This is a genomic window from Chryseobacterium echinoideorum, from assembly GCF_007474535.1.
Lineage (GTDB): Bacteria > Bacteroidota > Bacteroidia > Flavobacteriales > Weeksellaceae > Chryseobacterium > Chryseobacterium echinoideorum.
The window spans coordinates 263,435-288,013 of sequence record NZ_VKNW01000003.1 but is presented as its reverse complement, the minus strand read 5'-3'; the positions used below and the strand labels follow the sequence as shown (position 1 = coordinate 288,013).

At 34.7% G+C, this 24,579-nt stretch carries 17 protein-coding genes; 7 read left to right on the top strand and 10 right to left on the bottom strand.

Annotated features, from left to right (window positions below; genetic code table 11):
- Window positions 1-47: 47 nt before the first annotated feature.
- The 4 genes from FOL89_RS05340 to tsf form a co-directional block, all read right to left on the bottom strand.
- Window positions 48-2,885, bottom strand: a complete 2,838-nt coding sequence (locus FOL89_RS05340; protein WP_144281814.1) for a T9SS type B sorting domain-containing protein — start codon at window positions 2,883-2,885, stop codon at window positions 48-50.
- Between the two features lie 139 nt (window positions 2,886-3,024).
- Window positions 3,025-6,105 carry a T9SS type B sorting domain-containing protein gene (locus FOL89_RS05335; protein WP_144281813.1) on the bottom strand — a complete coding sequence of 1,027 codons (3,081 nt, stop codon included), beginning with the start codon at window positions 6,103-6,105 and terminating at the stop codon, window positions 3,025-3,027.
- Window positions 6,106-6,185: 80 nt separating this feature from the next.
- Window positions 6,186-10,343 carry a T9SS type B sorting domain-containing protein gene (locus FOL89_RS05330; protein ID WP_144281812.1) on the bottom strand — a complete coding sequence of 1,386 codons (4,158 nt, stop codon included), beginning with the start codon at window positions 10,341-10,343 and terminating at the stop codon, window positions 6,186-6,188.
- Between the two features lie 194 nt (window positions 10,344-10,537).
- Window positions 10,538-11,362: a translation elongation factor Ts gene (tsf, locus tag FOL89_RS05325; RefSeq protein ID WP_144281811.1), complete on the bottom strand. Its 825-nt coding sequence runs from the start codon at window positions 11,360-11,362 to the stop codon at window positions 10,538-10,540.
- Window positions 11,363-11,509: 147 nt separating this feature from the next.
- Here tsf and FOL89_RS05320 point away from each other — a divergent pair, with 147 nt between their 5' ends.
- Window positions 11,510-12,205 (top strand): DUF6759 domain-containing protein, encoded by a 696-nt coding sequence (locus tag FOL89_RS05320; RefSeq protein WP_144281810.1) that lies wholly within the window; start codon window positions 11,510-11,512, stop codon window positions 12,203-12,205.
- 69 nt (window positions 12,206-12,274) lie between these two features.
- Here FOL89_RS05320 and FOL89_RS05315 read toward each other — a convergent pair whose 3' ends face one another.
- A complete protein-coding gene (locus FOL89_RS05315; RefSeq protein ID WP_144281809.1) occupies window positions 12,275-13,231 on the bottom strand; it encodes an acetyl-CoA carboxylase carboxyltransferase subunit alpha in 957 nt (318 codons plus the stop codon).
- A 47-nt stretch (window positions 13,232-13,278) separates the two neighbouring features.
- Window positions 13,279-14,784 carry a glutamate--tRNA ligase gene (gene gltX, locus FOL89_RS05310; RefSeq protein ID WP_144281808.1) on the bottom strand — a complete coding sequence of 502 codons (1,506 nt, stop codon included), beginning with the start codon at window positions 14,782-14,784 and terminating at the stop codon, window positions 13,279-13,281.
- 122 nt (window positions 14,785-14,906) lie between these two features.
- On the opposite strand from gltX, the gene FOL89_RS05305 reads away from it, so the two are divergent.
- From FOL89_RS05305 to FOL89_RS05285, 5 genes are all read left to right on the top strand, one after another.
- Window positions 14,907-15,251, top strand: a complete 345-nt coding sequence (locus FOL89_RS05305) for a phosphomannose isomerase type II C-terminal cupin domain (protein WP_185146918.1) — start codon at window positions 14,907-14,909, stop codon at window positions 15,249-15,251.
- A 66-nt stretch (window positions 15,252-15,317) separates the two neighbouring features.
- Entirely contained in the window at window positions 15,318-16,094 is a 777-nt protein-coding gene (locus FOL89_RS05300) for a class I SAM-dependent methyltransferase (protein WP_185146917.1), read from the top strand.
- Between the two features lie 42 nt (window positions 16,095-16,136).
- Window positions 16,137-17,261, top strand: a complete 1,125-nt coding sequence (locus tag FOL89_RS05295; protein ID WP_144281805.1) for a glycosyltransferase family 4 protein — start codon at window positions 16,137-16,139, stop codon at window positions 17,259-17,261.
- Between the two features lie 16 nt (window positions 17,262-17,277).
- Window positions 17,278-18,108: a glycosyltransferase family 2 protein gene (locus FOL89_RS05290; RefSeq protein ID WP_144281804.1), complete on the top strand. Its 831-nt coding sequence runs from the start codon at window positions 17,278-17,280 to the stop codon at window positions 18,106-18,108.
- Window positions 18,109-18,156: 48 nt separating this feature from the next.
- Entirely contained in the window at window positions 18,157-19,002 is an 846-nt protein-coding gene (locus tag FOL89_RS05285) for a glycosyltransferase family 2 protein (RefSeq protein WP_144281803.1), read from the top strand.
- An 8-nt stretch (window positions 19,003-19,010) separates the two neighbouring features.
- On the opposite strand, the gene FOL89_RS05280 is transcribed toward FOL89_RS05285, so the two are convergent.
- Window positions 19,011-20,201: a glycosyltransferase family 4 protein gene (locus FOL89_RS05280; RefSeq protein ID WP_185146916.1), complete on the bottom strand. Its 1,191-nt coding sequence runs from the start codon at window positions 20,199-20,201 to the stop codon at window positions 19,011-19,013.
- A gap of 60 nt (window positions 20,202-20,261) precedes the next feature.
- Window positions 20,262-21,233, bottom strand: a complete 972-nt coding sequence (locus FOL89_RS05275) for a glycosyltransferase family protein (RefSeq protein ID WP_144281801.1) — start codon at window positions 21,231-21,233, stop codon at window positions 20,262-20,264.
- 60 nt (window positions 21,234-21,293) lie between these two features.
- Between FOL89_RS05275 and FOL89_RS05270 the strand changes: the two genes are divergently transcribed.
- Window positions 21,294-22,373, top strand: a complete 1,080-nt coding sequence (locus FOL89_RS05270; protein WP_144281800.1) for a glycosyltransferase family 4 protein — start codon at window positions 21,294-21,296, stop codon at window positions 22,371-22,373.
- A 14-nt stretch (window positions 22,374-22,387) separates the two neighbouring features.
- Here FOL89_RS05270 and FOL89_RS05265 read toward each other — a convergent pair whose 3' ends face one another.
- Complete coding sequence (locus tag FOL89_RS05265) at window positions 22,388-23,149, bottom strand: glycosyltransferase family 2 protein (protein WP_144281799.1); 762 nt, start codon at window positions 23,147-23,149, stop codon at window positions 22,388-22,390.
- A 128-nt stretch (window positions 23,150-23,277) separates the two neighbouring features.
- Window positions 23,278-24,528, bottom strand: coding sequence for an ornithine--oxo-acid transaminase (gene rocD, locus FOL89_RS05260; RefSeq protein WP_144281798.1), 1,251 nt, complete (start codon window positions 24,526-24,528; stop codon window positions 23,278-23,280).
- Window positions 24,529-24,579: the final 51 nt, after the last annotated feature.

The following is a 24,579-nucleotide window of genomic DNA, read 5'->3' as shown; positions in this document are numbered from 1 at the left end:
CCGCAAAAAATATTGCGGTTTTTATGTGAATAAAAATTTTAAACTGATTATTCTCTGTTTTTTACCAAGATCCAACCCTGGAATTTAATTGGAGTCTGGTTTTTGTTATTTTCGTTCCAGCTGATACTGTACCAGTAATTTCCTGTAGAAACTCTCTTTTTGCCATTCGTGGTACCCTCCCATTTGTATCCGTTTTCTTTGTTACCCTGATGAATTCTGTTTCCGTATCTGTCAAAAATATCAAACACAAGATTGGGTTTGTTTGACAGCGAAGAATAATCTAATACATCGTTTACTCCGTCAGAGTTTGGTGTAATTACATTAACGATATTTGGAATCGTAATATTAACCTCAATTGGAACGCAATTGAATGTGTCTCTTACATATACCTTTAGATCTCCTCTTGATAAATCGGTAAATACATTAGATGTTTGCCAATTTATATTGTCGATAGAATATTCGTAAGGAGCAACACCTCCCGCAACATTCACGGTAATATTATTGGTTGAAATATCAATGCTTGAAATGACAGGCTGCTCGGAAGCATAAACTTTTACCATTTGTTTGGTTACACAATCTCCGGTTTTTAGTTTTACCCAATAGGTACCTACTCCAACATTACTGATAGTTTGTGTCGTTGCACCTGTACTCCATTCATAACCGTTAAAGCCAGGTCCTGCATCCAGAGTAGTTGTAGTTTCCATACAAATTACTTTATCTTCTAAAACAGTAGACTGAGTTGGCGGAAATACAATTAAAGTTACTTTTGCAACCCGGTAACATCCGTTTGCATTGCTTACTCTTATATAGACAACACCATTTGGAGCAATATAATTGTCTGCGTTAGTTATTTCGTTGGTTTGGTTGTTAGCATCAGTTAACGAAGGATAATAACTTTTCGTAACCCCAGGCTGTATAGTCACATTTGCCTGAGTCAGATCAAATAATCCTGTAGCAATATTATCTTCAAGGAAACATACTCTTAAAGTCGCCTCATTTACCACTGGGCTTTCGCTTACTGTTAAAGTAAGAGTAATTTCCTCACAATCTACAAATTCAGGATTGTTTCCACAGAATTTATATACAATGGTATCATTACCTGCAAAACCAAAATTTGGTGTATAAGAAATCACTCCTGTGGTGGAATTTACCAATGCTGTTCCATTAGCAGGAGGTGTTACAATCTGTACTGTACTTGGAACAAATGTTTGTGATGATGTGGTGAATTGCGGGACGATATTCAGATAACCTTCACAAACTGTTTTAGTCTGCGTTGTTTCTTCTAAACAAGTAAATACTTTATATACGGGTGTTGTTGCAGGCAAACATGATCCTACAGTAATTCTTACGGTATAATTACCAGATTGCGTAGGTGTGTATGAGTTGCTGTTGGCTCCCGGAATAGGAACATCATTTCTAAACCATTGATAAGTATCATAGCTGTCATCCACTTCAAGAACCAATCCAGGAATACAGTCCCCGGTTTGTTTTGCAATCAAAGGAATTGATGAGAATCCTGCAAAATATCCACCATATCCCGCAGTACTGAATCCTCCGTTGATTCCTGCCGTAACTGCTTTATCAGATACAACCGTTACATTTCCTGTAACTCCTTCTAGACTATATGTAACCCAGTTTGTATTTCCGGTTACTGTAAAAGGACCTTGTGCCGGTGTAGGGGCAACATTGTTTACCGTTACTGTTGCACCTGCTTCAGTAAGAATATTTAATTTAATAATTGTTCCTGATGGGGTTGTACTCGTACCTCCTGTTCCGGCAGGCATTTCATTTATTTTCCCAATTTCATCAATTTTTCTAGGTAAAAAACAGTTTAATGGCGGAATATAATTGAAACCACAGGTTGCATTACTGTTATTTACAGAAACAAACTGGTATAGATATATATTTTTCGTTGAGCTGATAAACATATTGCTGTGACCTGAACCCTGATTGATATAATTACTTCCGGATATTCTGTATGACTCACCCTGATCCAAAGTAGCAGCAGGAGTTAGAGATCCGTTTAAATAAACTTGAGTGCCATTCTCTGTAGCAATAATCAGTCCTCCTTCAATATCATTAGCGGTAGCAGATCTGGTTCTTACCATTGCGAAAGTATTCCCAAGTCTGTCTAAAGGAACAGACTGATCTAGAATAGAATCCGAACCACTGGATGATCCTGTTCCGAAATTACCATTAATGTTTCCATTAGTTAAGGTAATAGGTTTATCTGAAACAATTTTTGCCCCGGTAAAAAGAGACATGTTGGAGGCGGGATTTCCTGAACCTGCAAAAATAAATGACTGACCTTTATTTAAAGTAAAGGTATGAGTATTAGTTGCCGGAGTTGCGCCAATAAATGTAATATTTGCAGTAGGGCTCCATGTAACTGTAACATTGGTATTATCTTCTGTCGCTAAAACGCCCGCTGTGAAATTGTTGCTTGAGCTGTTGAAAGGTGAAGGAGTCGTAGCCACAAAAAATTCTTTTCCGATACCAGCTTTTCCTTTACTGGTAACAATCTCAGCGTGGGTAGTGCTGCTTGCAATTCTCAGAGTACAGTAAAATGGTTTTTCACCTTTTAGATAAAGCCCTTTGTTGATTACCGCAAATGCTTCACTTGTACTTGATGCGCTAATAAACGCTTGAGATACGGTAAAGGTCTGAGGTGATCCTTTACTGATGGTTACTGTGCCACGAGCGATATTATTACTGTATATAGTAACATCGAAGGGCTGTACTGAATCTGTTGAAAGATACAGCATTCTTCCTGAATAGGAGGTAGATTCATAATAAGGCGCAATCCAGTGATCTGTATCTCGCTGAGCGAAAGCTAAATTGCTCCCTAAAATAAAAAGTAAAAAAATAAGTAGAAATTTTTTCATAATGTAGAATTAGGATTATTGCAAAAATAAAAGAAAAATTTAGATATATTACAAAATAAGTGTACAAATATTCAGTCTCAATCAAAAAAATACCACAATTGTTATATTGTGGTATTTTGAAGATTTAATTATTCAGTATCTATTCTCTATTTTTCACTAAAATCCAACCAGTGTATTTTATTGGAGTTTTCGCAGCATTTGGCTCATTCCAGTTAATGTGATACCAATATGTACCTGTAAGGATTTTTTTGTCCTGATGAGTTCCGTCCCATCTGTAATTATTAAACTTGTCACCTTTGAAAATAAGGTTACCATATCTGTCATATACTGTAAACGTAAGGTTTTCTTTATAAGCTAATTCTTTATAATCAACATAATCGTTTACTCTGTCACCATTTGGTGTGATTGCATTTACTAAGTTTGGAATTGTAATTTCAACCGAAATAGGGGCACACTCGAACGAGTCTTTTACAAAGAAAGTGTGCTGACCTCTTGATAAATTAGTAAATACATTAGAATCCTGCCAATTAGTAGTTCCGTCTACAGAATATTTGTAAGGTGCAGTTCCGCCATTTACCATTACAGTAGCGGTATTGTTTGAAATCTCAATAGATGTAATTACCGGATCTTCTGCTTTTTTAACGCTTACAGGCTGTGTTACATAGCATCCGTTACTTTGTAACATTACCCAGTAATCACCAACTCCAACTCCCTGAATAGACTGAGTGGTTGCTCCATTGCTCCACAAATAAGACTGATAGCCAGGTCCTGCGTCTAAAGTAGTTCGGTCATCAATACAGATGTATTTATTTTTTAAAACTGTAGATCTGTTCGGTGGAGTTACCACAAGATTAATTTTTGCTATTGCATAACAGTCATTAGAATTGAAAACTCTTACATATACAGCTCCATTTGGAGAAATGTAGTTGTCTAAAAATGTTGTAATTTCATTCGTACCATTGCTTGCATCTGTAAAAGTAGGATAGAATTTTTTTGTTACCGGACTTTCTGCCGTTACATTCGCTGCTGTTAAATTAAATTTACCCTTAGTTTCATTATTTTCAATAAAGCATTCTGTCAGAGTTGCTTCATTAACAACTGGTGTAGGATAAAAATCTAATGTGATTTTTGCATTTCCAACACAACCTTCAGCAGTAGTTACATTTACATATACAGATCCAGCTCCCGAAAAATAGTTGGTAGGGTTACTAATCTGATTGCTTCCGGCATTAAGGTCTGCCAAAGTAGGATAAAATTTCTTTGTAGTCTGTACTACACCATCGGTTACCGTAGCGGTTGTAAGATCAAAATATCCTTTACCGGCATACTGACAAGCGTAAATAGTACGATCGTTTACTACAAACGGCACCAGATTTAAGTTTAGAGTCACTTGCTCACAGTCAACAAACTCAGTAGAGTTTCCACAGAATTTGTAAACAATTACATCTGTTGTTCCAGGAGGATTTCCAGGATTTGGAATATAAGTGATAACACCTGTATTTGGGTTCAAAGTTGCTGTACCATTGGTTGGTTGAGTCAGAATTTGTACAGAACTTGGCTGTAATGCCTGTGATGAGTTGCTAAAAGTAGGGGTAATTGTTTTGGCACCGCAAATAAAAAGTGTTTTTGTTGTTTGTTGTAAACAGCTAAAAACTTTATAGACAGGTGTCGTAACCGGAGGACATGTACCCATCGTTACTTTCACGGTATAATTACCGGCCACTGTTGGTGTAAGTGTATGCGATGTAGCTCCTGCAACCGGAGCGCCATTTAGATACCATTGATAAGTTTCATAACTGTCATCTACTTCAAGCACAATTCCCGGTATACAGTCTCCTATTTGTTTAGCAATAATAGGAATAGAAGAGAATCCTGCGAAATAACCTCCGTATCCTGAGGTTGAATAACCTCCGTTGATCCCTGCAGTTACAGCTTTTGTAGATTCAATTACCAAATTTCCTGCTACGCCTTCTATAGCATATGTTACCCACGCTGTGTTACCTGTAAGTGGATAGGGTCCCTGGGCTGCAGTCGGAGGTGTATTATTAACTAAAACAGTAGCACCAGTTTCGGTTAGAATATTTAATTTAATTAATGTTCCGCCAGGAGTAGAACTAGAATTATTCAGCGGCATTTCATTAATAAGAGGAATCTCATCAATTTTTCTTGGAAGAAAACAGTTTAATGGCGGGATATAATTAAAACCGCAAGTTGCGCTGTTGTTATTCACAGAAACGAGTTGATATAAATATACATTTTTAGATGTTGATACCAACATATTATAATGATCAGAGGTTCCCTGTTGTAAATAGTTGTCTCCTGAAATTCTATACCATTGTCCTTCGTTTAAAGTGGCTACAGCTAGTCCGGATCCGTTTAGAAAAACCTGAGTGTTATTTTCAGTAGCAATAACGATGGCTCCTTCCAAATCAGAGGTGCTGGATCTTGTTCTTACCATTGCAAAAGTGCTTCCTAGTCTTTCTACAGGAACGGATTGGTCTAATATGGCGTCGGATCCTGCAGCAGTACTGGCACCGAAATTACCGTTCACATTTCCGTTTGTGAGTGTTATAGGTTTATCAGAAACAATCTTTGCTCCCATAAATGGAGCAGTTCCTGTTGTATTTCCGGCAAATATAAAAGACTCTCCTTTATTTAAAGTAACAGTATGTGTATTTCCAAGACCTGTAGGAGCTCCAATAAATGTAATACTTCCGTTCCACGTAACGGTTACCACAGTATTGTTCTCTGTAGCAAGAATTCCGGATGTAAATGTGTTAAAGGTAGCGGTAGATGGAGTATTAGCAACATAAAATAATTTTCCAATCCCAGCCTTTCCTTTACTGGTTACAATCTCTGCGTGTGTGGTCAAACTTACCATTCTCATAGTACAAAAAAATGGTTTTGTTCCGTTCAGATACAATCCTTTTGATATTACATTGAATGCATCTGATGCAGAGTTAGTTGCGATATAAGTATTGGGTACCTGAAAAACAACAGGGTTACCTTTACTGATCGTTACAACTCCACCAGGCAAAACAGCATTATTGCTGTAAATTGTTACGTCAAACGGTGTAACAGAATCAGTAGATAAATACAGAGCCTGTGTATATGTGGCAGAATAATAATAGGGTGCAATCCAGTGTTCGGTATCCCTTTGGGCAAAGAGAGAACTGAATGACAAAAATATTAATACTAAACTGAGTAGAAATTTTTTCATAAGTTAAAAGAATTAGGATTTCTACAAAATTAGGATAATATTTAATATATTCTTAATAAATCATAAATAAATTTGAAAAATTATTCTCTATTCTTAATTAAAAGCCATCCGGAATGAGAAACTGGTAATTTTGTATCAGGCTCAATCCATTTTATTATATACCAATAAGTTCCTGTAGATAAATTCCGACCTCCGGATTTTCCGTCACATATGTAGTTTTTCCCTGAAGATTGATAAACAACAGCACCATATCTGTCAACTACTTCTATACTGACCTGATCTTTAATTTTCAGATCAGAATAATCTAAAACATCATTTTTTCCATCATTATTAGGAGTAATGGTATTAATTAAGTTGAGAAGCAAAAAGTCTTTAGTAACCGGCTGACATCCGTCTCGTCCGATAACATATACTTTATAAGGACCTCTTGTCAATCCTGTGAAAATATTGGAACTTTGATAATCAACTCCATTTAAAGAATATTGATAAGGAGCTGTTCCTCCTGTTACGTTCACGGTGGCTGTATTTCCTGTAACCGTAACGCTGGTTATAATAGGAAGTGGGGCATTGGTTACTGTAACTGTTTGCCTGTACACGCAGCCATTAAATCCTAAGTCTACAAAATAAACACCTTCTCCTGCACTGATTGACTGCGTTGTTGCTCCTGTACTCCATGAGTAAGAAGTAAAACCTGCTCCTGCATCCAATAAAGCTTTTTGATCTGCGCAAACCAACTGATCTTTCAGAACCTCAGATTTTTTCGGGGCTTTTAAATTAATAGTTAAAATTCCTGTATTCGGACAGGCATTGTTGCTTGTAAATCTGATGTAAAATGTTGAAACAGAAGTAATATTTTGATTAGGTGTAATCGTATTTGTGCCTGATTGTGCATTAGCTAAAGTGCTGTAAAACGTCAATACAACAGAAGGATCTGTACTGAATAAATTTTTATAATCATTTAGATTAACCGTTTGAGTTCCATTCAGATCACTGTCACATACATCTGTAGTTGCATTGGTTGCCAATAAACTTATTCTGTTGCCTATTTGAAAATTGATCTGCCCAAAAGCAGGCGTACAATTGGTACTAATTCCGTCAACTCTTACATAAACTGTTGTATTTGCAGTATATGTCCAGTTTCCGGGAAGTGTATTATTGTTTCCGGCATTTACGTCTGTTTGGTTCAGATAGTATCTTACAGTAAAACTTCCTGAATTGGTAACGATTTGAGGTGAAACGGTTGAGAAATTTACATTGATTATTCCATCAAAATTATCATCGCAAAGTGCAGCGTTGTAATTAGCTGTATTGATATTAGGTAAAGGATTGATGGTTAAATTAATTTGTGCTGTTTTTGTACATCCGAAGCCTGAGCTTACCTGTGCATAAACTATTCCCCCTGAAGAATTGTAATTTGTAGGCGTTGCAATAGGAGCAGTGAGCAAAGCATCTGAAAAGAATGAAACTGTTGCTCCCGGAGTTGTGGTAACGGTAGCTGTAGTCAGATTAAAATTTGCTGTTCCGTTAGCATTGGCACAAGCAGATAAAGTAGCATTGGATGTTGAAAGCTGATCTAGTGATAAGGTAAGCTTAGCTATATTAGAGCAACTTCCTGAATTTTGAAATCTAATGTAAAATATTTGGGAGGGAGCGATGATTTGATTTGAATTAATAGCATTGGTCGCATTTTGGGCATCCGCAAAAGTGCTGTAAAAGCTTAATGTAACAGCAGGATCTGTGGTGAAATTATTTTTGTAAGTATTTAGGTTGACGGTTTCAGTTCCATCCCAATTGGTATCGCAAACTAATGTGGAATAATCTAATGTGGATAAAGGTATTTTTGATCCAACAGAAAAATTGATCTGCCCAAAAGCAGGAGAACAATTGGTATTAATTCCGTCAACTCTTACATAAACTGTTGTATTCGCAGTATATGTCCAGTTGTTGGGAAGTGTATTGTTATTTCCGGCATTGGCATCTGTTTGGTTCAGGTAATATCTTACAGTAAAACTTCCCGAATTGTTTACGATTTGAGGTGTAATCGTTGAGAAATTTACATCAATATTTCCATCAAGATTATCATCACAAAGATTTGCATTAAAGCTGGAAGTATTGATATTGGGTAACGGATTTACGGTCAGTGTAATTTGTGCAGGTTTAGAGCATCCGTAAGCAGAAGTTACATTAGCATAGATTGTTCCTGCAGGACCTGTGTAATTGTTTGGAGTATTGATCTGACCTGTCAGATTAGAATTGGTATAATACAAAACAGAAGTTCCTGTACTTGTGGTAAGATTAGCCGTTGTTAAGTCAAAAGTTCCGTTGCCTGCATTGTCGGCGCATGAAACCAAACTTGTATTATTGGTCTGAAGAACATCTGTATTGATAATAATTTTAAAATATTCAAAATCAAACGGATTACCATTTCCCTGAATATAATAAATAAAAGTATCTGTTGTATTGCTGGTTAAAGTTGAGTTGGGAGTATAGGTAATCTGACCATTTGCCGGATTTACAGTTGCTGTGCCGGAAGTTGGTTGTAATATAATTCCTGTAAGTGAAGGAACAATATTTTGAGTTGAATTGGTAAATGAAGGAGTAATCACCTTAGTGTTACAAGAGCCGATCGTGTACGTTGTTGTTGTAATTGGCGGACACAACGTGTAGTTATAAATTTCAGTCAGCTTGCTTTCGCAATTGTTTTTTGTAATCTGACAGGTATAATTTCCTGCTCCGTAAAGTTCTGGGTTAATGGAGTAAGAAGTTGCCCCCGAAATAGGGCTTCCATTTAAAAACCATTGATAAGAATCATAAGAATTATCTACCTGTAAAAGAATTCCCGCATAGCAGTCTCCGGTTTTAGAAATTGCAGGAACGGAGGAGAATCCTGCAAAGTAACCACCGTATCCAACGGCACCGCTTCCGGCTGCAATTCCTGCAGTAACAGATTTGGTAGAGTTAACAGAGATGATTCCTGAAACATTGGGTACAGAATACGTTACCCAGTTAGGGTTTCCGGTTACAGGATAAGGTCCGTTGTTGGCAGCAAGCGGATTTCCATTTAGAGTAACCACGGCTCCGGTTTGGGTAATGATATTCAGTTTTGTATTAAATGACTGTCCGCCAATCATATTGATGAAACCAATTTCATCTACTTTATTGGGCATAAAGCAACTTAAAGGCGGAATAAAATTCATACCACCGGTTGCATATTCATTGGCACCGGGACCCCCCATGATTCCGGCTAATAATTGATAAACATAAACATTCTTGCTTGTAGTGATGTTCATATTATAATTTCCGTTCCCTTGATTGATATAAAAATTACTGGGAACCATATAATATTGTCCGGTATTTAATGTAACAGCAGTTCCGGCTCCGTTGAAAGCGACCTGAGTATTGTCTTCTGTGGCAATGATTAGCGCCGTTTCCATTTCATTGGCTACGTTACCGTTTCCTTTTACCAGAATAAAATCTTTTCCCAATCTGTTGACTGGAACAGCCTGATCCATCAAAACATCATTGTTGGTAAAATTAAGATTGGTATAAATTCCGTTAAAATTACCGTTGGTTACCGAAATAGGTTTTGTAGCTTCTATCTTTGCTCCTACAAGTCCGGTAGGATTAAATTGGCTATCTGTACTTCTTGCATCTACAATATAAGATTGTCCTTTGTTTAAAGTAAATGTTTTTGTAGGTGAAGATGAGCCGTCAGAAAACACTACATTAGGATTATATCCCGAAATTACAACAGTGGTGTTGTCTTCGGTTGCTGTAACTCCAATAGTAGAGTTTACATAGGTTGCGATGCCTGTAATAGGTGCTGTGCCGGCAAAAAAAGTTGTTCCAAGTCCTGCCAATCCTTTTGAAGTAATAATTTCTGCGTGATTTTGCAGTGAAAATCTGTAATTCGCAAAAAATCTTTTAGGTCCTTTTACATTCATTCCCATAGAGTTGGGTGTAAAAAGGTCAAATTGATTTGATGTAATCAAAAAATTGTTTGGTATAATAATCTGTGCAGGATTTCCTTTGCTTATCTGCGTACTTGTATATAAAGTATTGTTATTAAATATCTGAACAGTAAAAGGAACAGTTTCATCGGTTGAAAGGTAAAGGTAACCCTCAAGTCCGTTATTTCCTGCTTTGGATGCCATTGGTGCAAACCAATGATCAGTATCAAGTTGGGCATTAAATAATAAACATAAAAATGTACCTATTAATAATAAAATTCTTTTCATACAGAAATTTCAGGGCGACAAATTTAAGTATTAATAATCAAATTTTTACGTTATTTTTTTAACATTATGTTAATATTTTTGAAATTGTAAATAATGAATCAATATTGTTATGTTATTCATATTATGTGAAATGCGATGCAAATAAAAAATCCCGATGAAAAAATCACCGGGATTATATTTTAAATCTGAAGAAATTATAAGCTAACTCTTACAAATCCTGTTACTTTAAGATCTGAGTTTACAGATTTTACGTAATCTGCAACAGAAATACCGTTGTCTTTAATGAAAGATTGGTGTACTAAAGTATTGTCTTTGTAGAATCTCTGCATTTTACCTTTCAAAATATTATCAATAATATTTTCTGGCTTACCTTCTTTAGTTAACAATTCTCTTTCAATTTCCAATTCTTTATCAATTGTTTCCTGAGAAACCTGAGTTTCGTCAAGAGCGATTGGGTTCATCGCAGCAACCTGCATAGAAACAGATTTTGCAGCCTCATCAGCTCCGTCTACTTTTGCAGAAAGAGAAGTGATAGCAGCGATTTTGTTACCAGCGTGGATGTAAGCTCCAAGGAAAGGTCCTGTAATTCTTTCAAATGCACCAATTTCAATTTTCTCACCGATAACACCTGTCTGCTCAATTAATTTCTCAGCAACCGTCATTCCGTGAAAGTCTGTAGCCAATAATTCTTCTTTAGTTGCAGCGAAAATTGCCATTTCAGCCAATTCGTAAGCCAATTCAACGAAAGCGTCGTTTTTAGCAACAAAGTCAGTCTCACAGTTTAGAGAGATGATAGTACCTAAAGTATTATCTTCGTTTACTCTCGCAATTACTGCACCTTCTGCAGATTCTCTGTCAGCTCTGTTAGCTGCAACTTTCTGACCTTTTTTTCTAAGGATGTCAACTGCTTTTTCAAAATCTCCTTCTGCTTCAACTAAAGCTTTCTTGCAGTCCATCATACCTGCACCTGTTTGGTTTCTTAATTTTGCTACGTCTGCAGCAGCTGGTGTATAAGACATAATATTTATTGTTTATTTATTTAAAATTTATGATTAACTTTAATAGTTTATTTTTAAGTTGTGCAAAGATAATGATTTTAATGATAAACTAAAAAATGACTTTTAGCGTTATAGTATTTATTTAATAAATTTTTAAAGATTAATTTGATGAAAAAATTTTTTCTTATTATATTTCTAAGTATTTTCAGTTTGGGTATTGCCCAGAAAAAGAAAAAAAGCGGTTCTAAAGCAAAAGTAGTAGCCGAAAAGGAAACGGTAATTATCTACACTTTAGAAGAAGCTGAGAGTACTTCAGAACCCAGAATTATTGCCGGCTTTATTAAGCAGAATCCTGGTCACGAAAAAACAGATGCTCTTAAAAGGAAGCTGGTGAATATTATCATGGCAGACAATTCTATTGAGGCGAAGCCTAAGATAAAGCCTTTAAGTAAAAGCAAAGTTGAAAAAATTGTCAGTAATAATGAATTTAATAAAGGTAAAAATTTGGCTGCCAATGCATCTTCTTCCGGTAAGAATGTGAGTTTAGCCTCTGCAGGGAGCAGTAAAAAATCTGAACCCAGTGAGCATGCCAAGAAAACGGCTTCCATGCTGAGTCATATTTTCAATAATGATCCCAATGATAAAGAAGCATATATTAATATCAAGAATAAATCAAAATGCAACCTCATCGTTAAAATAAGCGGAAATAAATATTACAATATAGATGTTCCGGCGAGAGGTCAGAATTTTATTATGGTAGATAAAGGAGAATATGTTTTGACGACCCAAGTCTGCGATGCAAAATATTCTTCTCTCAAGAAAATCCAGCGCGATATCCAGATTGAGCTGAATGTACCGGATTAAATATCATCAGTCAGATAATTTTAGATCAAAAAACCGGTACGCTGCTTAAGTGTACCGGTTTTATTTTTATTATCCTTTAAATTGCCCCATGGCAATAAATTTTTCCTGTCTGTGAGTTTCAAGCTCTTTTCCGGTAAATTTTGAAAAGGCTTTGATGTTTTGCAAAATCGAAGCTTTTAAATTCAGATAAGCAACTTCTGGGTCGTAATGAGCTCCACCAAGAGGTTCTTCAATAATTCCGTCGATGAATTTTTCTCTCAAGGCATCTTTCGGAGTTAGATTTAAAGCATTCGCTGCATCTTCTTTATGATCCCAGTTTCTCCAAAGAATAGAAGAGCAGCTTTCCGGTGCAATTACAGTATACCATGTGTTTTCCATCATATATACTTTGTTGCCTACACCAATTCCTAAAGCTCCGCCACTTGCTCCTTCACCAATAATGTAGGTGAAAATAGGAGTTTTCAGCATCGTCATCTCAAAAATATTTCTTGCGATGGCTTCTCCTTGTCCTCTTTCTTCAGCTTCAAGACCAGGATAAGCTCCCGGAGTATCTACTAAGGTAACTACAGGAATTCTGAATTTTTCTGCAAGCTTCATCAGTCTTAAAGCTTTTCTGTATCCTTCAGGATTCGGCATTCCGAATCTCCTGTGCTGTCTTTCTTTTGTCGTTCTTCCTTTCTGGGTTCCGATGATCATTATTTTCTGACCGTCTAAAGTTGCCAAACCGCCAATTAATGCGGGATCATCTGCAAAATTTCTGTCCCCGTGAAGTTCCAGAAAACTGCCTTTGTCTACCATTCCATTGATATAGTCCAAGGTGTAAGGACGATCCGGATGACGGGAAAGTTGTACTCTTTGCCAAGGGGTAAGATTTCCATAGATTTCTTTTTTCTTTTCTATGATTTTATCCTCGATCTGGCTGCATGCTAATTTTACATCAACACCACTTTCTTCTCCTACTAAAGAACAGGTTTGGTATTGATCCATTAATTCTTTTATAGGAAGTTCGAAACTTAAATATTCCATTCTTGAAGTAAATTAAATCTTTCAAATTTATGAAAAATTATCAAAATCTATTTAAAATTATTGATAGCATTGTTTATTCTGGAGGTAGTTTCCTCTTTTCCAAGAAGTTCCATGATCTCCGGGACATCCGGTCCTTTAAGTTCTCCTACTAAAGACAAACGTAACGGCATCATCACTTTACCCATACCCAAACCTTTATTTTCTGCGAAATTATGAACAATTTGCTTTAGATTTTCAGCATTAAATTCAGCTTCCTCAAGATTTGAAACTAACTCCTCTAAAATTGCTGAAGTTTCGTCATTCCATGCTTTTTTTGATGCTTTTTCATCATAAGAAGTTGGAGCTTCGAAGAAGAATTTTCCGTTGTCGTAGATATCTTTCGGGAAAGTAGCTCGTTCTTTCATCAGCTTGATCACTTTTAAAAGTTTATCGTCTGACAATGTTAAATTTAAATCTGAATTTTTAAGAATATTCAACAATGCTTCATCCGAAGTTTTCTGGATGTACTGATGGTTGAACCATTCTGCTTTTTCTTTGCTGAATCTTGCTCCGGCTTTATGAACTTTATTGAGATCAAATTCTTTTGCCATTTCATCCAAAGATAAAATTTCTTTATCGTCTGCAGGAGACCATCCCAAAAGTGCCACCATGTTGATGAATGCTTCAGGAAGATAGCCGCTTTCTCTATACCCTTTAGAAACATTTCCTGTTGCAGGATCTGTAAAATTTAAAGGAAAGACAGGGAATCCGAATTTATCTCCGTCTCTTTTGCTTAGTTTTCCTTTTCCTTCAGGTTTTAAGATTAAAGAAAGATGCGCAAACTGCGGCGCTTCCCAACCCATTGCTTCGTATAATAAAGTATGTAAACCTAAAGAGGGCAGCCATTCTTCACCACGGATCACGTGAGAAATTTCCATTTCGTGATCATCAATGATGTTGGCGAAATGATAAGTCGGCATTCCGTCATTTTTTACCAGAACCTTATCATCTAAAGTGTCTGTATTGACCGTGAAATTTCCCCTGATAATATCTACCAGACCTAAAGTGCGGTCAATAGGCATTTTGAATCTTACCACATACGGAGTTTTTTCATCTAATAATTTCTGAACTTCTTCTTCAGAAAGCGTTAAACTGTTTCTAAGCTGATTTCTTGTTCTGTTGTCATAAGAAAAAACATCTCCTCTGGCTTCGTATTCCGTACGGATGGCATCCAGTTCTTCAGCAGTATCAAAAGCGATGTAGGCATAATCTGTTTTTAAGATCTGTGCGGTATATCTGTCGTAGATGTCTCTTCTTTCAGATTGTCTGTATGGAGCAAATTTCCCGCCTTTTTTGGGGCTTTCATCGGCAATAATTCCGCACCATTCGAGGGCTTCCTCAATGTATTCTTCTGCTCCTTCCACATATCTTGCGGTATCTGTATCTTCAATTCTCAATACAAACTCACCTCCCTGATTTTTAGCAAAAAGATAATCGTATAATGCAGTTCTTACGCCTCCTAAATGTAAAGGTCCCGTAGGACTTGGAGCAAAACGTACTCTTACTTTGTCCATTTTAAATAAAAATTTTTTACAAATTTACTTAAATTAAATGTTTTTGATAAGCTTTAACCGAATTGAGATTTGGATTTTTAATCTTATTATCTACATTTGTAAAAATTTAGAATTCACAGATTATGCTAGAAATAGGCGAAAGACCTTGGGGGAAATATTATGTTTTGGCAGACGAGCCCAACTATAAACTGAAAAGAATTGAGGTAAATCCGGGACAGAAACTGTCTTATCAGTACCACTATAAAAGACAGGAACAATGGACAATCGTAGAAGGAGATGCTACTGTGGTTCTGGATGATAAAGAAATCCATTTAAAATATGGAGAAAGTATTTTCATTCCTTTGGGAGCCAGACACAGAATGATGAATCTTTCTCAGAAGTCGGTTGTTTTTATTGAGGTTCAGACAGGAACCTATTTCGGTGAAGACGATATTGTGAGATTGGAGGATGATTATGATCGACAATAATCTGATAATATAGTATAAATGAACTGTAAAATATGCTCTTCAGCCACTGAAACTATTTTTTCTAAAATGATACTGCTTAAATATAAAGTAGATTATCATCAATGTCAAAATTGCGGATTTATACAAACCGATCATCCTTTTTGGTTGGAAGAAGCATATAGTAATGCAATTACTTCTTTAGATATTGGGATACTAAAAAGAAATAATGAATTAGCTGAAGCGATACCAAAATATATAGATACATTTTTCCCAAAATCTCAGAAATATTTAGATTTTGCAGGTGGTTATGGTATATTTGTACGTCTGATGAGAGATTTAGGTTATGAATTTTACAGACAGGATTTGTATTGTGAAAATATTTTCTCGAAACATTTTGACATTACAGATACGGAGTTGAGACAATTTGATGTTGTTACTGCATTTGAAGTTTTTGAACATCTTGAAAATCCTTTAAAGCAAATTGAAGAAATTTTTGAGTATTCTGACAACCTTATTTTTTCTACGGATATAGTTCCACAGTCACAATCTGTTGAAGATTGGGTCTATATAGCCAATGAAACGGGGCAGCATATTGCTTTTTACACTGAGAAATCATTAAAGATTATTGCAGAAAAATTCAACAAAAATTATTACAGATACAAAAATTACCATATTTTTTCTAAAGAAAAATTTTCTCAGAAGCAGATAAATTTTGCGTTTTATGGTATTACAAAGTACAGGAGTTTTTTCGGATTGAAAAAGAGAAGGGTTAATTTCAGGATTACAAGGGAAGGACTTTTAGAAAAAGATTATGCTAAAATTCAGAAAATTCTGGAAAACAAAAACGCTTATATTCAGAAATAATTTCTGGGTATATAAAAACCAGTCAAATCCAATTGATATTTAATGAAAATATTATTAGATCCACAGATCTTTGATCAGCAAACTTACGGCGGAATATCCCGATATTATACGGAAGTTTTTTCAGTGTTGTCAAAAAAGAATGACGTTGAGGTAATTCTGCCTATTTACAGTTCTGATAATGCATATATAACGGAAACTGATTTGATGGTAAAGAATAAAAGTCTTGATCTTCTCTACAGAGTGTTAGCTTTTTTTAAAATAAGTACCAGAACATTAAGACGAAAAAAATCTGAAAAATTACTCAATCAGGCTTTTGAAAATAAGAATTATGATGTATTTGTGCCGACTTATTACAATCCTTATTTTTTAGATAAAATCGGTGACAAACCATTTGTTCTTACTGTTTATGATATGATCCACGAAATCTTGCCTGAATATTTTGTTGATGATCATTTTAAAGTTGTGGAACGTAAATTATTATTGATGGAAAAAGCAGCCAAAATTATTGCAGTTTCACACAATACCAAAAAAGATATTACCAAAATATATCCTCATATTGATCCGGCAAAAATAGAAGTGGTGCATCACGGAAGTTCTATAAAAGTGCACGCAGATGTAAAGATTAATTTACCTGAAAATTATATTTTATTTGTTGGATCGCGCGCAAACTATAAAAATTTCCAGTTTTTTCTAAGAGCGACAGTTCCCTTGCTAAAAAAGAATCAGGATTTAAAGATTATTGCAGCAGGTGGAGGAAAATTTGAGGAAAATGAAGTTGAGCTTTTAAAAGAACTTGGCGTTGAAAAACAGGTTTTACAGAGAAAATTTGATGAAAAAGAATTGGGGAAATTCTATCAGAAAGCCAAATGTTTTGTTTTTCCTTCACTGTACGAAGGCTTTGGAATTCCCGTTCTTGAATCTATGGCATGCGGATGTCCGATTGTTTTAACAAAGGACGGTTCTTTTCCCGAAGTTGCAGGAGATGCCGGAATTTATTTTGATTCTGATTCTGAAGAAGATTTGCGCACAAAAATAGAAATGCTTCTTTCTGATGAAAACCTTAGAAAGCAGTATGCCCAAAAAGGATTGGATCATGTAAAGAAATTTGATTGGAAAGATGCTGCAGAACAATGTTTGAAGGTGTATTCTGATGCTGTAAAACAATAATTTAATAATGCAATCAATGAGCATAAAGTTAACCATAATTACAATCAATTTCAACAATAAGGAAGGGTTGATCAAAACTTTTGAATCTGTCAAAAGCCAGACATGGTCAAATTTTGAATATATTGTTATTGACGGCGGAAGTACAGATGGAAGTAAGGAGATTATTGAAGAGAATTCTCAGGTGAATTATTGGATCAGCGAAAAAGATTCGGGAGTTTATAACGCCATGAATAAAGGCATTCGTAAAGCTTCAGGAGATTACATCATCTTTATGAACAGCGGTGATTTTTTCTATGATGCACAGGTTTTGGAAAATGTGCAGCATGAGCTTAACTCTGATGTAGGTATTTTCTATGGAAACTCAATATACTTTAATGATGAAGGCTATCGAAGAGAAGAAATTCCACCAAAAAAGCTAACGTTTAGTTTCTTTTATTATGGAGGAATCAATCATCAGGCTGCATTCATCAGACGTAAACTTTTTGATGAGTATTTTTATTACAGAGAAGATTTTAAAATCTGTGCAGACTGGGAGTTTTTTATTATTCTTATATGCCTGCACAATGTGAGCTATAAACACTTAGAACAAAAAATCTGCTATTATGATTATTCAGGAATTTCTGCAAAACCTGAAAATTTAACCCTTTATCACACTGAAAGAGAGATCACATTGAATCAGTATTTTGGTGCGTTTCTTGAAGATTTGGCGTTAAGTCATGAAGCTAGGGCAAGAAGAATTCAGCATGTACTTCATATCAAAAAATTTCCTGCTGCCTGGAGAATACTGAAATGGATGATCAGCCTTGTGTTGCTGTTTGTACCCAAATTTAAGATGAAAAAAGAATGATTTTTAGCTAAAATAATATTCTTTAATACAATTAATAAATAACAAAAATTGACTTACAAGCTTTCCATCATTACGATCAATTACAATAATGCAGAAGGTTTAGAAAAAACTTTGCAAAGCGTTATCAATCAGAGTTCTAAAGATTTTGAATATATCGTTGTTGATGGAAAGAGCAGCGACAGCAGCAAAGAATTAATTGCTAAAAATAATTTATACATACATAATTGGATAAGTGAACCTGATTCTGGCGTTTACAATGCGATGAATAAAGGGATCAAAATGTCAAGCGGAGAATATCTCTTGTTTCTGAACAGTGGAGACCAACTTGCAGATGGAAATGTTATCGAAAAAATTCTTCCTTTTCTGAGAAATGCAGATCTTATTTCGGGAAATTTAATTTACAGTTTAAACGACACTCCTCAAACAATTTTTACGCCGCCCCAAAAAATTAATCTGGCTTATTTTCTTCATTCTTTTTTACCACATCCATCTACTTTTATCAAGAGAAATCTCTTCGAAAAAACAGGTTTTTATAATGAAAATTTAAAAGTTGTTTCAGACTGGGAATTTTTTTTAAAAGCTTCTGTGATCTATCAGGCAAAATATATGCACATTGATGAAGTAATAAGTGACTTTGATAATTCAGGTCTTTCCAGTAATCCCGAGAATGAGCATCTTATTCAACAGGAAAAGCAGTGGGTATATGAAAGCCTTTTTCCTAATTTGAAAGAAGAAATTGAACTGATTAAATTTGCTGGTTCAAAAAGAATGCAGCAGATTCAATATATCAGTAAGAATCATTCTTTTTTGTGGAAATTACTGAAAGGATTTCTCAATATATTAAATATCTTTTCTTCACAGAAACAATCGGAAGCATTTCGGAAAATTCAATGAAAACCACATCATTTATTGATAACCTCTGTATAATAGCTCATTGTTTCCTCAATCATTTTCTTCAAAGAAAATTTTTCAACGATTGTCTTTCTTGCGTTTTGAGAAAGATGAAGGGCAAAAGGTTCATCAGAAAATATTGTAAGGATTTTTGCTGCAAAATCATCTTCTGAGTTGGCGATTAGTCCATTTTTACCATCGTCTACAATTTCTTTGAAAACTTCGATGTTAGAACACACTACAGGTTTTTCCAAAGCCATTGCTTCGGTAAGGGCTAAACCAAAAGTTTCGCCCTTAGATGGAAATATTACCGCTTCAGCTTCCGAAAGCAGCTTTATGACTTCATTTTTATCTTTTCTTCCGTAAAAAATAACTTTATCCTGAAGATGATTTTGTTTGATTTTTTCTTTCAGCTTTTCAGCAATCTCAGTTTCTCTTCCAATAAAATGCAGGGTAGATGAAGGTAGGCTCTGATTAATTTTTATAAAAGCATCCAGTGCTGTTTTTGCACCCTTTTCCGCAGAAATATTTCCAATATAAAATATAGATTTTGGCTTGGTAGGAATATTTTGCTGAGGTTTAAAAAATTCCGTATCAATTCCATTGTAAATAAGATGATAATTTTTGTCTCCAAAAATCTGTTTTACTATCTTTTCATTGCTTTCAGAAATCGTAATGATGTAATCCGCTTTTTCAAAAGCCTTTTTCTCATTGTAAATTTTGCCTTTTGAAGCACCATATCCGAAAAATTTGTGTAAAACCGACCAAGAACCGTGACAGCGAATGATATAAGGAATTTTTAAATTTTCTGTTACCCGACTCATTCCTTCCCAGTCATGAGTTTCGATTACATCAATTTCTTTATTTTTGATGAACTTTGTGAGTTCTTTTTGTAAATATTCTATTTCCCAATCATAGATTTTGTAATGTAAATTCTGCAAAAAAGAAATTTTTCCGGTAACAGACCGTAGAAGTTCTGCCAGTTTATTTTTCTTAAAATAATCTTTTACAAAAAGTAGTGAGAAGTTTTCATCTTTTTGTTCAAAAGCCTTTTTAGATGAACCAAATACAGAAACCTTTATTCCTTTTTTAATAAGACTTTCGGCAAGGTTTTGGTAGAAAACACCCGTTCCTCCGCTATTCGATTGAAATTCTGACTGAAATTCTTTTGTGACAATCAATACATGCCTGACTTCTTTCATCTGTAGCTTTTTATTGTTTTTAAAGGTCATCATTGCCAACGTTGGGCAGTCATGGTGATTTTATAAACTGAAAACAGTGTTTACCCAATGATCCAATGTGTATTTGTAATAAATTTCATCCGGAAGTTTTTCATAATCGGTTTCAAAAAAACTTTTATCAATATTGCTGAAATCTTTGTTGAGTATTAAAATATTATTAGGATTATAAAAATCGTAATTTTTAATATTCTCGTTGTCGGCAATAATTTTTTTCTCTAAAGCCATTGCTTCAAATATCCGGAAGCTCAGTCCGCTCTGGTTTTCACGCTGCAAATCCAAAATTACTTTAGAATTGCTGTAGAGCTTTGGTAATGATTTCTGAGGAATATTGGTTCTTCTGAACTTTAGAATATCAATATTATTTTGGTTAATAGCCTGACTGAAGTGATTTTTCCACCCTTTCTTACCGGCAATAATAGTCTTAAATGAAATCTGAAGCGGCTCCAGTTTTTTTATCAGCAGATCAAGCTTTTCCAGTCGCAGTTTGTCATACGAAGTAATATAAAATAAATCCAGTTGAGGATTCTGATCTTCTGCACGTAAATGGCTCAGATAATTATAGTTGGTGATTTTTTTAAATCCAAACTGTTTTACATCTTTATCATCAAAAGAATAAATTTCGTCAAAGAAATGCAGAATGTGTTCTGCAGGATTTCTTGACATACTGTCATAAAGGTAAGCAATATTTTTTACGGTATATTCTCTGATTACGTTATGTACACGTTCTTCAATAGCTTCAGGATTAATCACCAGAATCTGATCCTGCTTGCCTATTTTTTTCAAAGATTCTATAATGAAATTCTGTCTTTTTTCATGTTTTGGATTTTTACCTGTAAAAACCTTGCTCATCGTATTTTTTACTCTTGCTCCGAAATCTTTATGAGTGAAGGCTCCGATATTGATGTGATGAGCGTCTATACCTTTTTCTTTTAGTATTCTGACGATATGCTCATCATAATGCCAAAAATCAAAACTTATTAAACAAATTTTCATATAGCAAAAGTAAAGATTTTAAAGATTAAATTTCTATTTTTGACAAATAGCCATTTTTTAGTGAAAAAAAATATTTTAATAGATGTTGAAAGATTAAAATATCCTCGTTCGGGTATTGCTAATGTCTGCATTGCACTTATAAAGGGATTAGACAAAAAACCGTGCCGTTTTGATTATACTTTTTTTGGTCCCCAGCATAATATTCCTTCTACTGAGAAATTTTTCAATACTATAGACTGGCATTTTTGGCATAAATTTTTTCCGGTAAATACAGCTCAGTTTTCTCTTATTCATGTAACGCATCAGCTTTCAGATTATTTTCATTCAATTACTAAAAAGCAGAAAAAAATCGTTACCCTTCATGATTTGAATTTTCTTCATGATAGCAGCTCAGAAAAGAAAATCAGAAAATCTATCAGGAAGGTTCAGAAAAACATTGGTAATGCAGATGCAATTGTCTTCATTTCGGAGTTTGTGATGAATGATTTTTTGAAAAATAAACATTTGTTTAAGATAAAGGATGAGGTGAAATTTCAGGTAATTTATAACGGACTGACTTTTCCTGAAACGGAAGACTTTCGTTCCCGGCATCAATATAGTTTCATCAGCAAAAAATATATTTTAAACATCGGGGTACTTTTTCCTAAAAAGAATCAGGAAGTTTTGCTGGATTTAATTTCGACTAATGATCGTGATCTTGTTTTGGTCACATCTTCTGCAAAATCAGATTACAAAGAGAGATTTTTAAAGAAAATAAAAGATTTGCATCTGGAAAACAGGGTTCATATTTTGGAAAATTTGGATAATGAAGAGAAATATTATCTTTTGCAGAATTGTGAATCTTATTGTCACCCTTCATTAGCAGAAGGTTTTGGAATCCCACCTGTAGAAGCAATGTTTTTCGGCAAGCCGGTATTTCTGAGTAATCTGACGAGCCTTCCTGAAATTGGCGGAGATCTGGCTTTTTATTTTAATGATTTTTCTCCCGAAACGATGCAGAAAGTCTATAACACCGGGATTCAAAAATTTAATTCCGATAAAAAATATTTTAAAATTAAATTAAAAGAAAGAGCTTTGGGGTTTAGCTATAAAGCAATGGCAGATTCTTATGAAAAACTTTACGATGATATAATTGAGTAGGAGATTCAAACGTATTATTGTTTTGAAAGCTTTTGATATTCATAAAGCTTCATGTATTTCATAAAAGTATAAAAAGAAGCGGTTTTGGCTGCGTAGTACCCTACAAAACCATCTAAAAATCCAAGTTGGAACAGGTAAGATTTTAAAAACTGATAAACGGGCTTAATCAGAATTTGCAAAACATCAGTTCTCTTACCTCTTTTAAACATTTTTTCTGCCATCATAGAAGTATATTTATTAGACTTTTCTATGTGATGATGTATATCTTTATATGTATAGTGATTGATTTTTCCTTCTATTATGCCTTTTTGGCTAGAAGTGATAAATTCTTCATGTACAATATCTTTTGAGTATTTTCCATAGCCTTTTCTAAAAAGTCTTTCTCTTTTAATGTTTCCCCAACCTCCATAATTCAGTGTTTTTCCAAGAAAAATATTGTTAAACTCAATAAGATAAACATCGTATTCATGGTATTGTGAAGAAGATATTTCAGTAATAGAATCTTTAAGTTTTTGAGTAGGGATTTCATCTGCATCCAAAAATAGAATCCAGTTGCCATTACAGTTGTCAAGCACAAAATTTTTCTGCTGTCCGAAACCTTCAAATTTTTTCTGTATAAATTTTACTTTTGAATATTTTTCGCAGATTTGTCTTGTTTTATCTGTAGAAAAGCTGTCGACAATAACGATTTCATCTGCCAAATCATGAATGGCTTGCAGATTTTTTTCTATTATCCTTTCTTCGTTATAGGTAATTATTGCTACAGAAAGATTCATATACTTTTTATTGTAAATGCAAAAATACTGTTTATTTTAAGATTGCAGAATATGTTGTAAAACAGTTTTTCTTACAATGAAAAAGCATTCCGGTTGATAGTGGAATGCTTTAGTTTATCATCAAAATTTTAGCTATTGTATTCTAAAACTGTTTTTTCAATAATTCTTACACAGTCAAGAAGCTGTTCTTCGGTAATCACCAATGGAGGTGCTAACCTGATGATATTTCCGTGAGTAGGTTTTGCAAGAAGACCGTTTTCTTTTAGTTGTAGGCAAAGATTCCATGCGGTAGAACTTTCCGGTGTATCATTGATGAGAATAGCATTTAATAAACCTTTTCCTCTCACTTTAGTAATCAGATCTGTTTTTGCAATTATCTTTTCTATTTCGCTTCTGAATAATTTTCCTAATTCTTCCGCTTTTTCAGAAAGATTTTCTTCTTCCACAACATTCAGAGCTGCTACAGCAACCGCACAGGCAATAGGATTTCCACCGAATGTAGAACCGTGCTGTCCAGGTTTTATCACATTCATAATTTCGTTGTCTGCCAAAACTGCTGAAACAGGATACATTCCGCCCGAAATTGCCTTTCCTAAAATTAAAATATCAGGCTGTACCTCTTCGTGAAGACAGGCAATTAATTTGCCGGTTCTTGCAATTCCTGTTTGAACTTCATCTGCAATGAAAAGAACATTGTGGTTTTTACACAATTCAGAAGCTTTTTTCAAGAAGTTTTCATCCGGAACATAGACTCCTGCTTCTCCCTGGATTGGTTCCACTAAAAATGCAGCAATATTTTGAGCATCATTTTTCAGAACTTCCTCCAAAGCATTCAAATCATTATAAGGAATTTTCACAAAACCTGGCGTGAAAGGACCGTAGTTTTTATTCGCATCAGGATCATTGGAGAAAGAAACAATAGTAGTGGTTCTTCCGTGAAAGTTGTTTTCACAAACGATAATTTTTGCTGCATTTTCAGCAATTCCTTTTACTTCATAACTCCATTTTCTGGCTAATTTTACAGCGGTTTCCACTGCCTCAGCACCGGAATTCATCGGCAGAACTTTATCAAAGCCGAAAAGGGTAGTTATTTTTTTCTCGTATTCTCCTAAACTTGAATTGTAAAATGCTCTTGATGTTAATGCTAATTTTTTAGCCTGATTAACTAAAGCTTCAACAATTTTTGGATGAGAATGTCCTTGATTTACAGCAGAATAAGCTGAAAGGAAATCGTAATATTTTTTACCTTCAACGTCCCAAACAAACACACCTTCACCTTTATCTAAAACGACAGGAAGCGGATGGTAGTTGTGTGCACCGTACTGATTTTCAAGATCAATAAAATATTGTGAATTTTTTGTTTGTTCTTTTGTTGACATATCTTTTTTACTTTTGACAAATTTAATAATTCCTGATTAAATGTTATGACA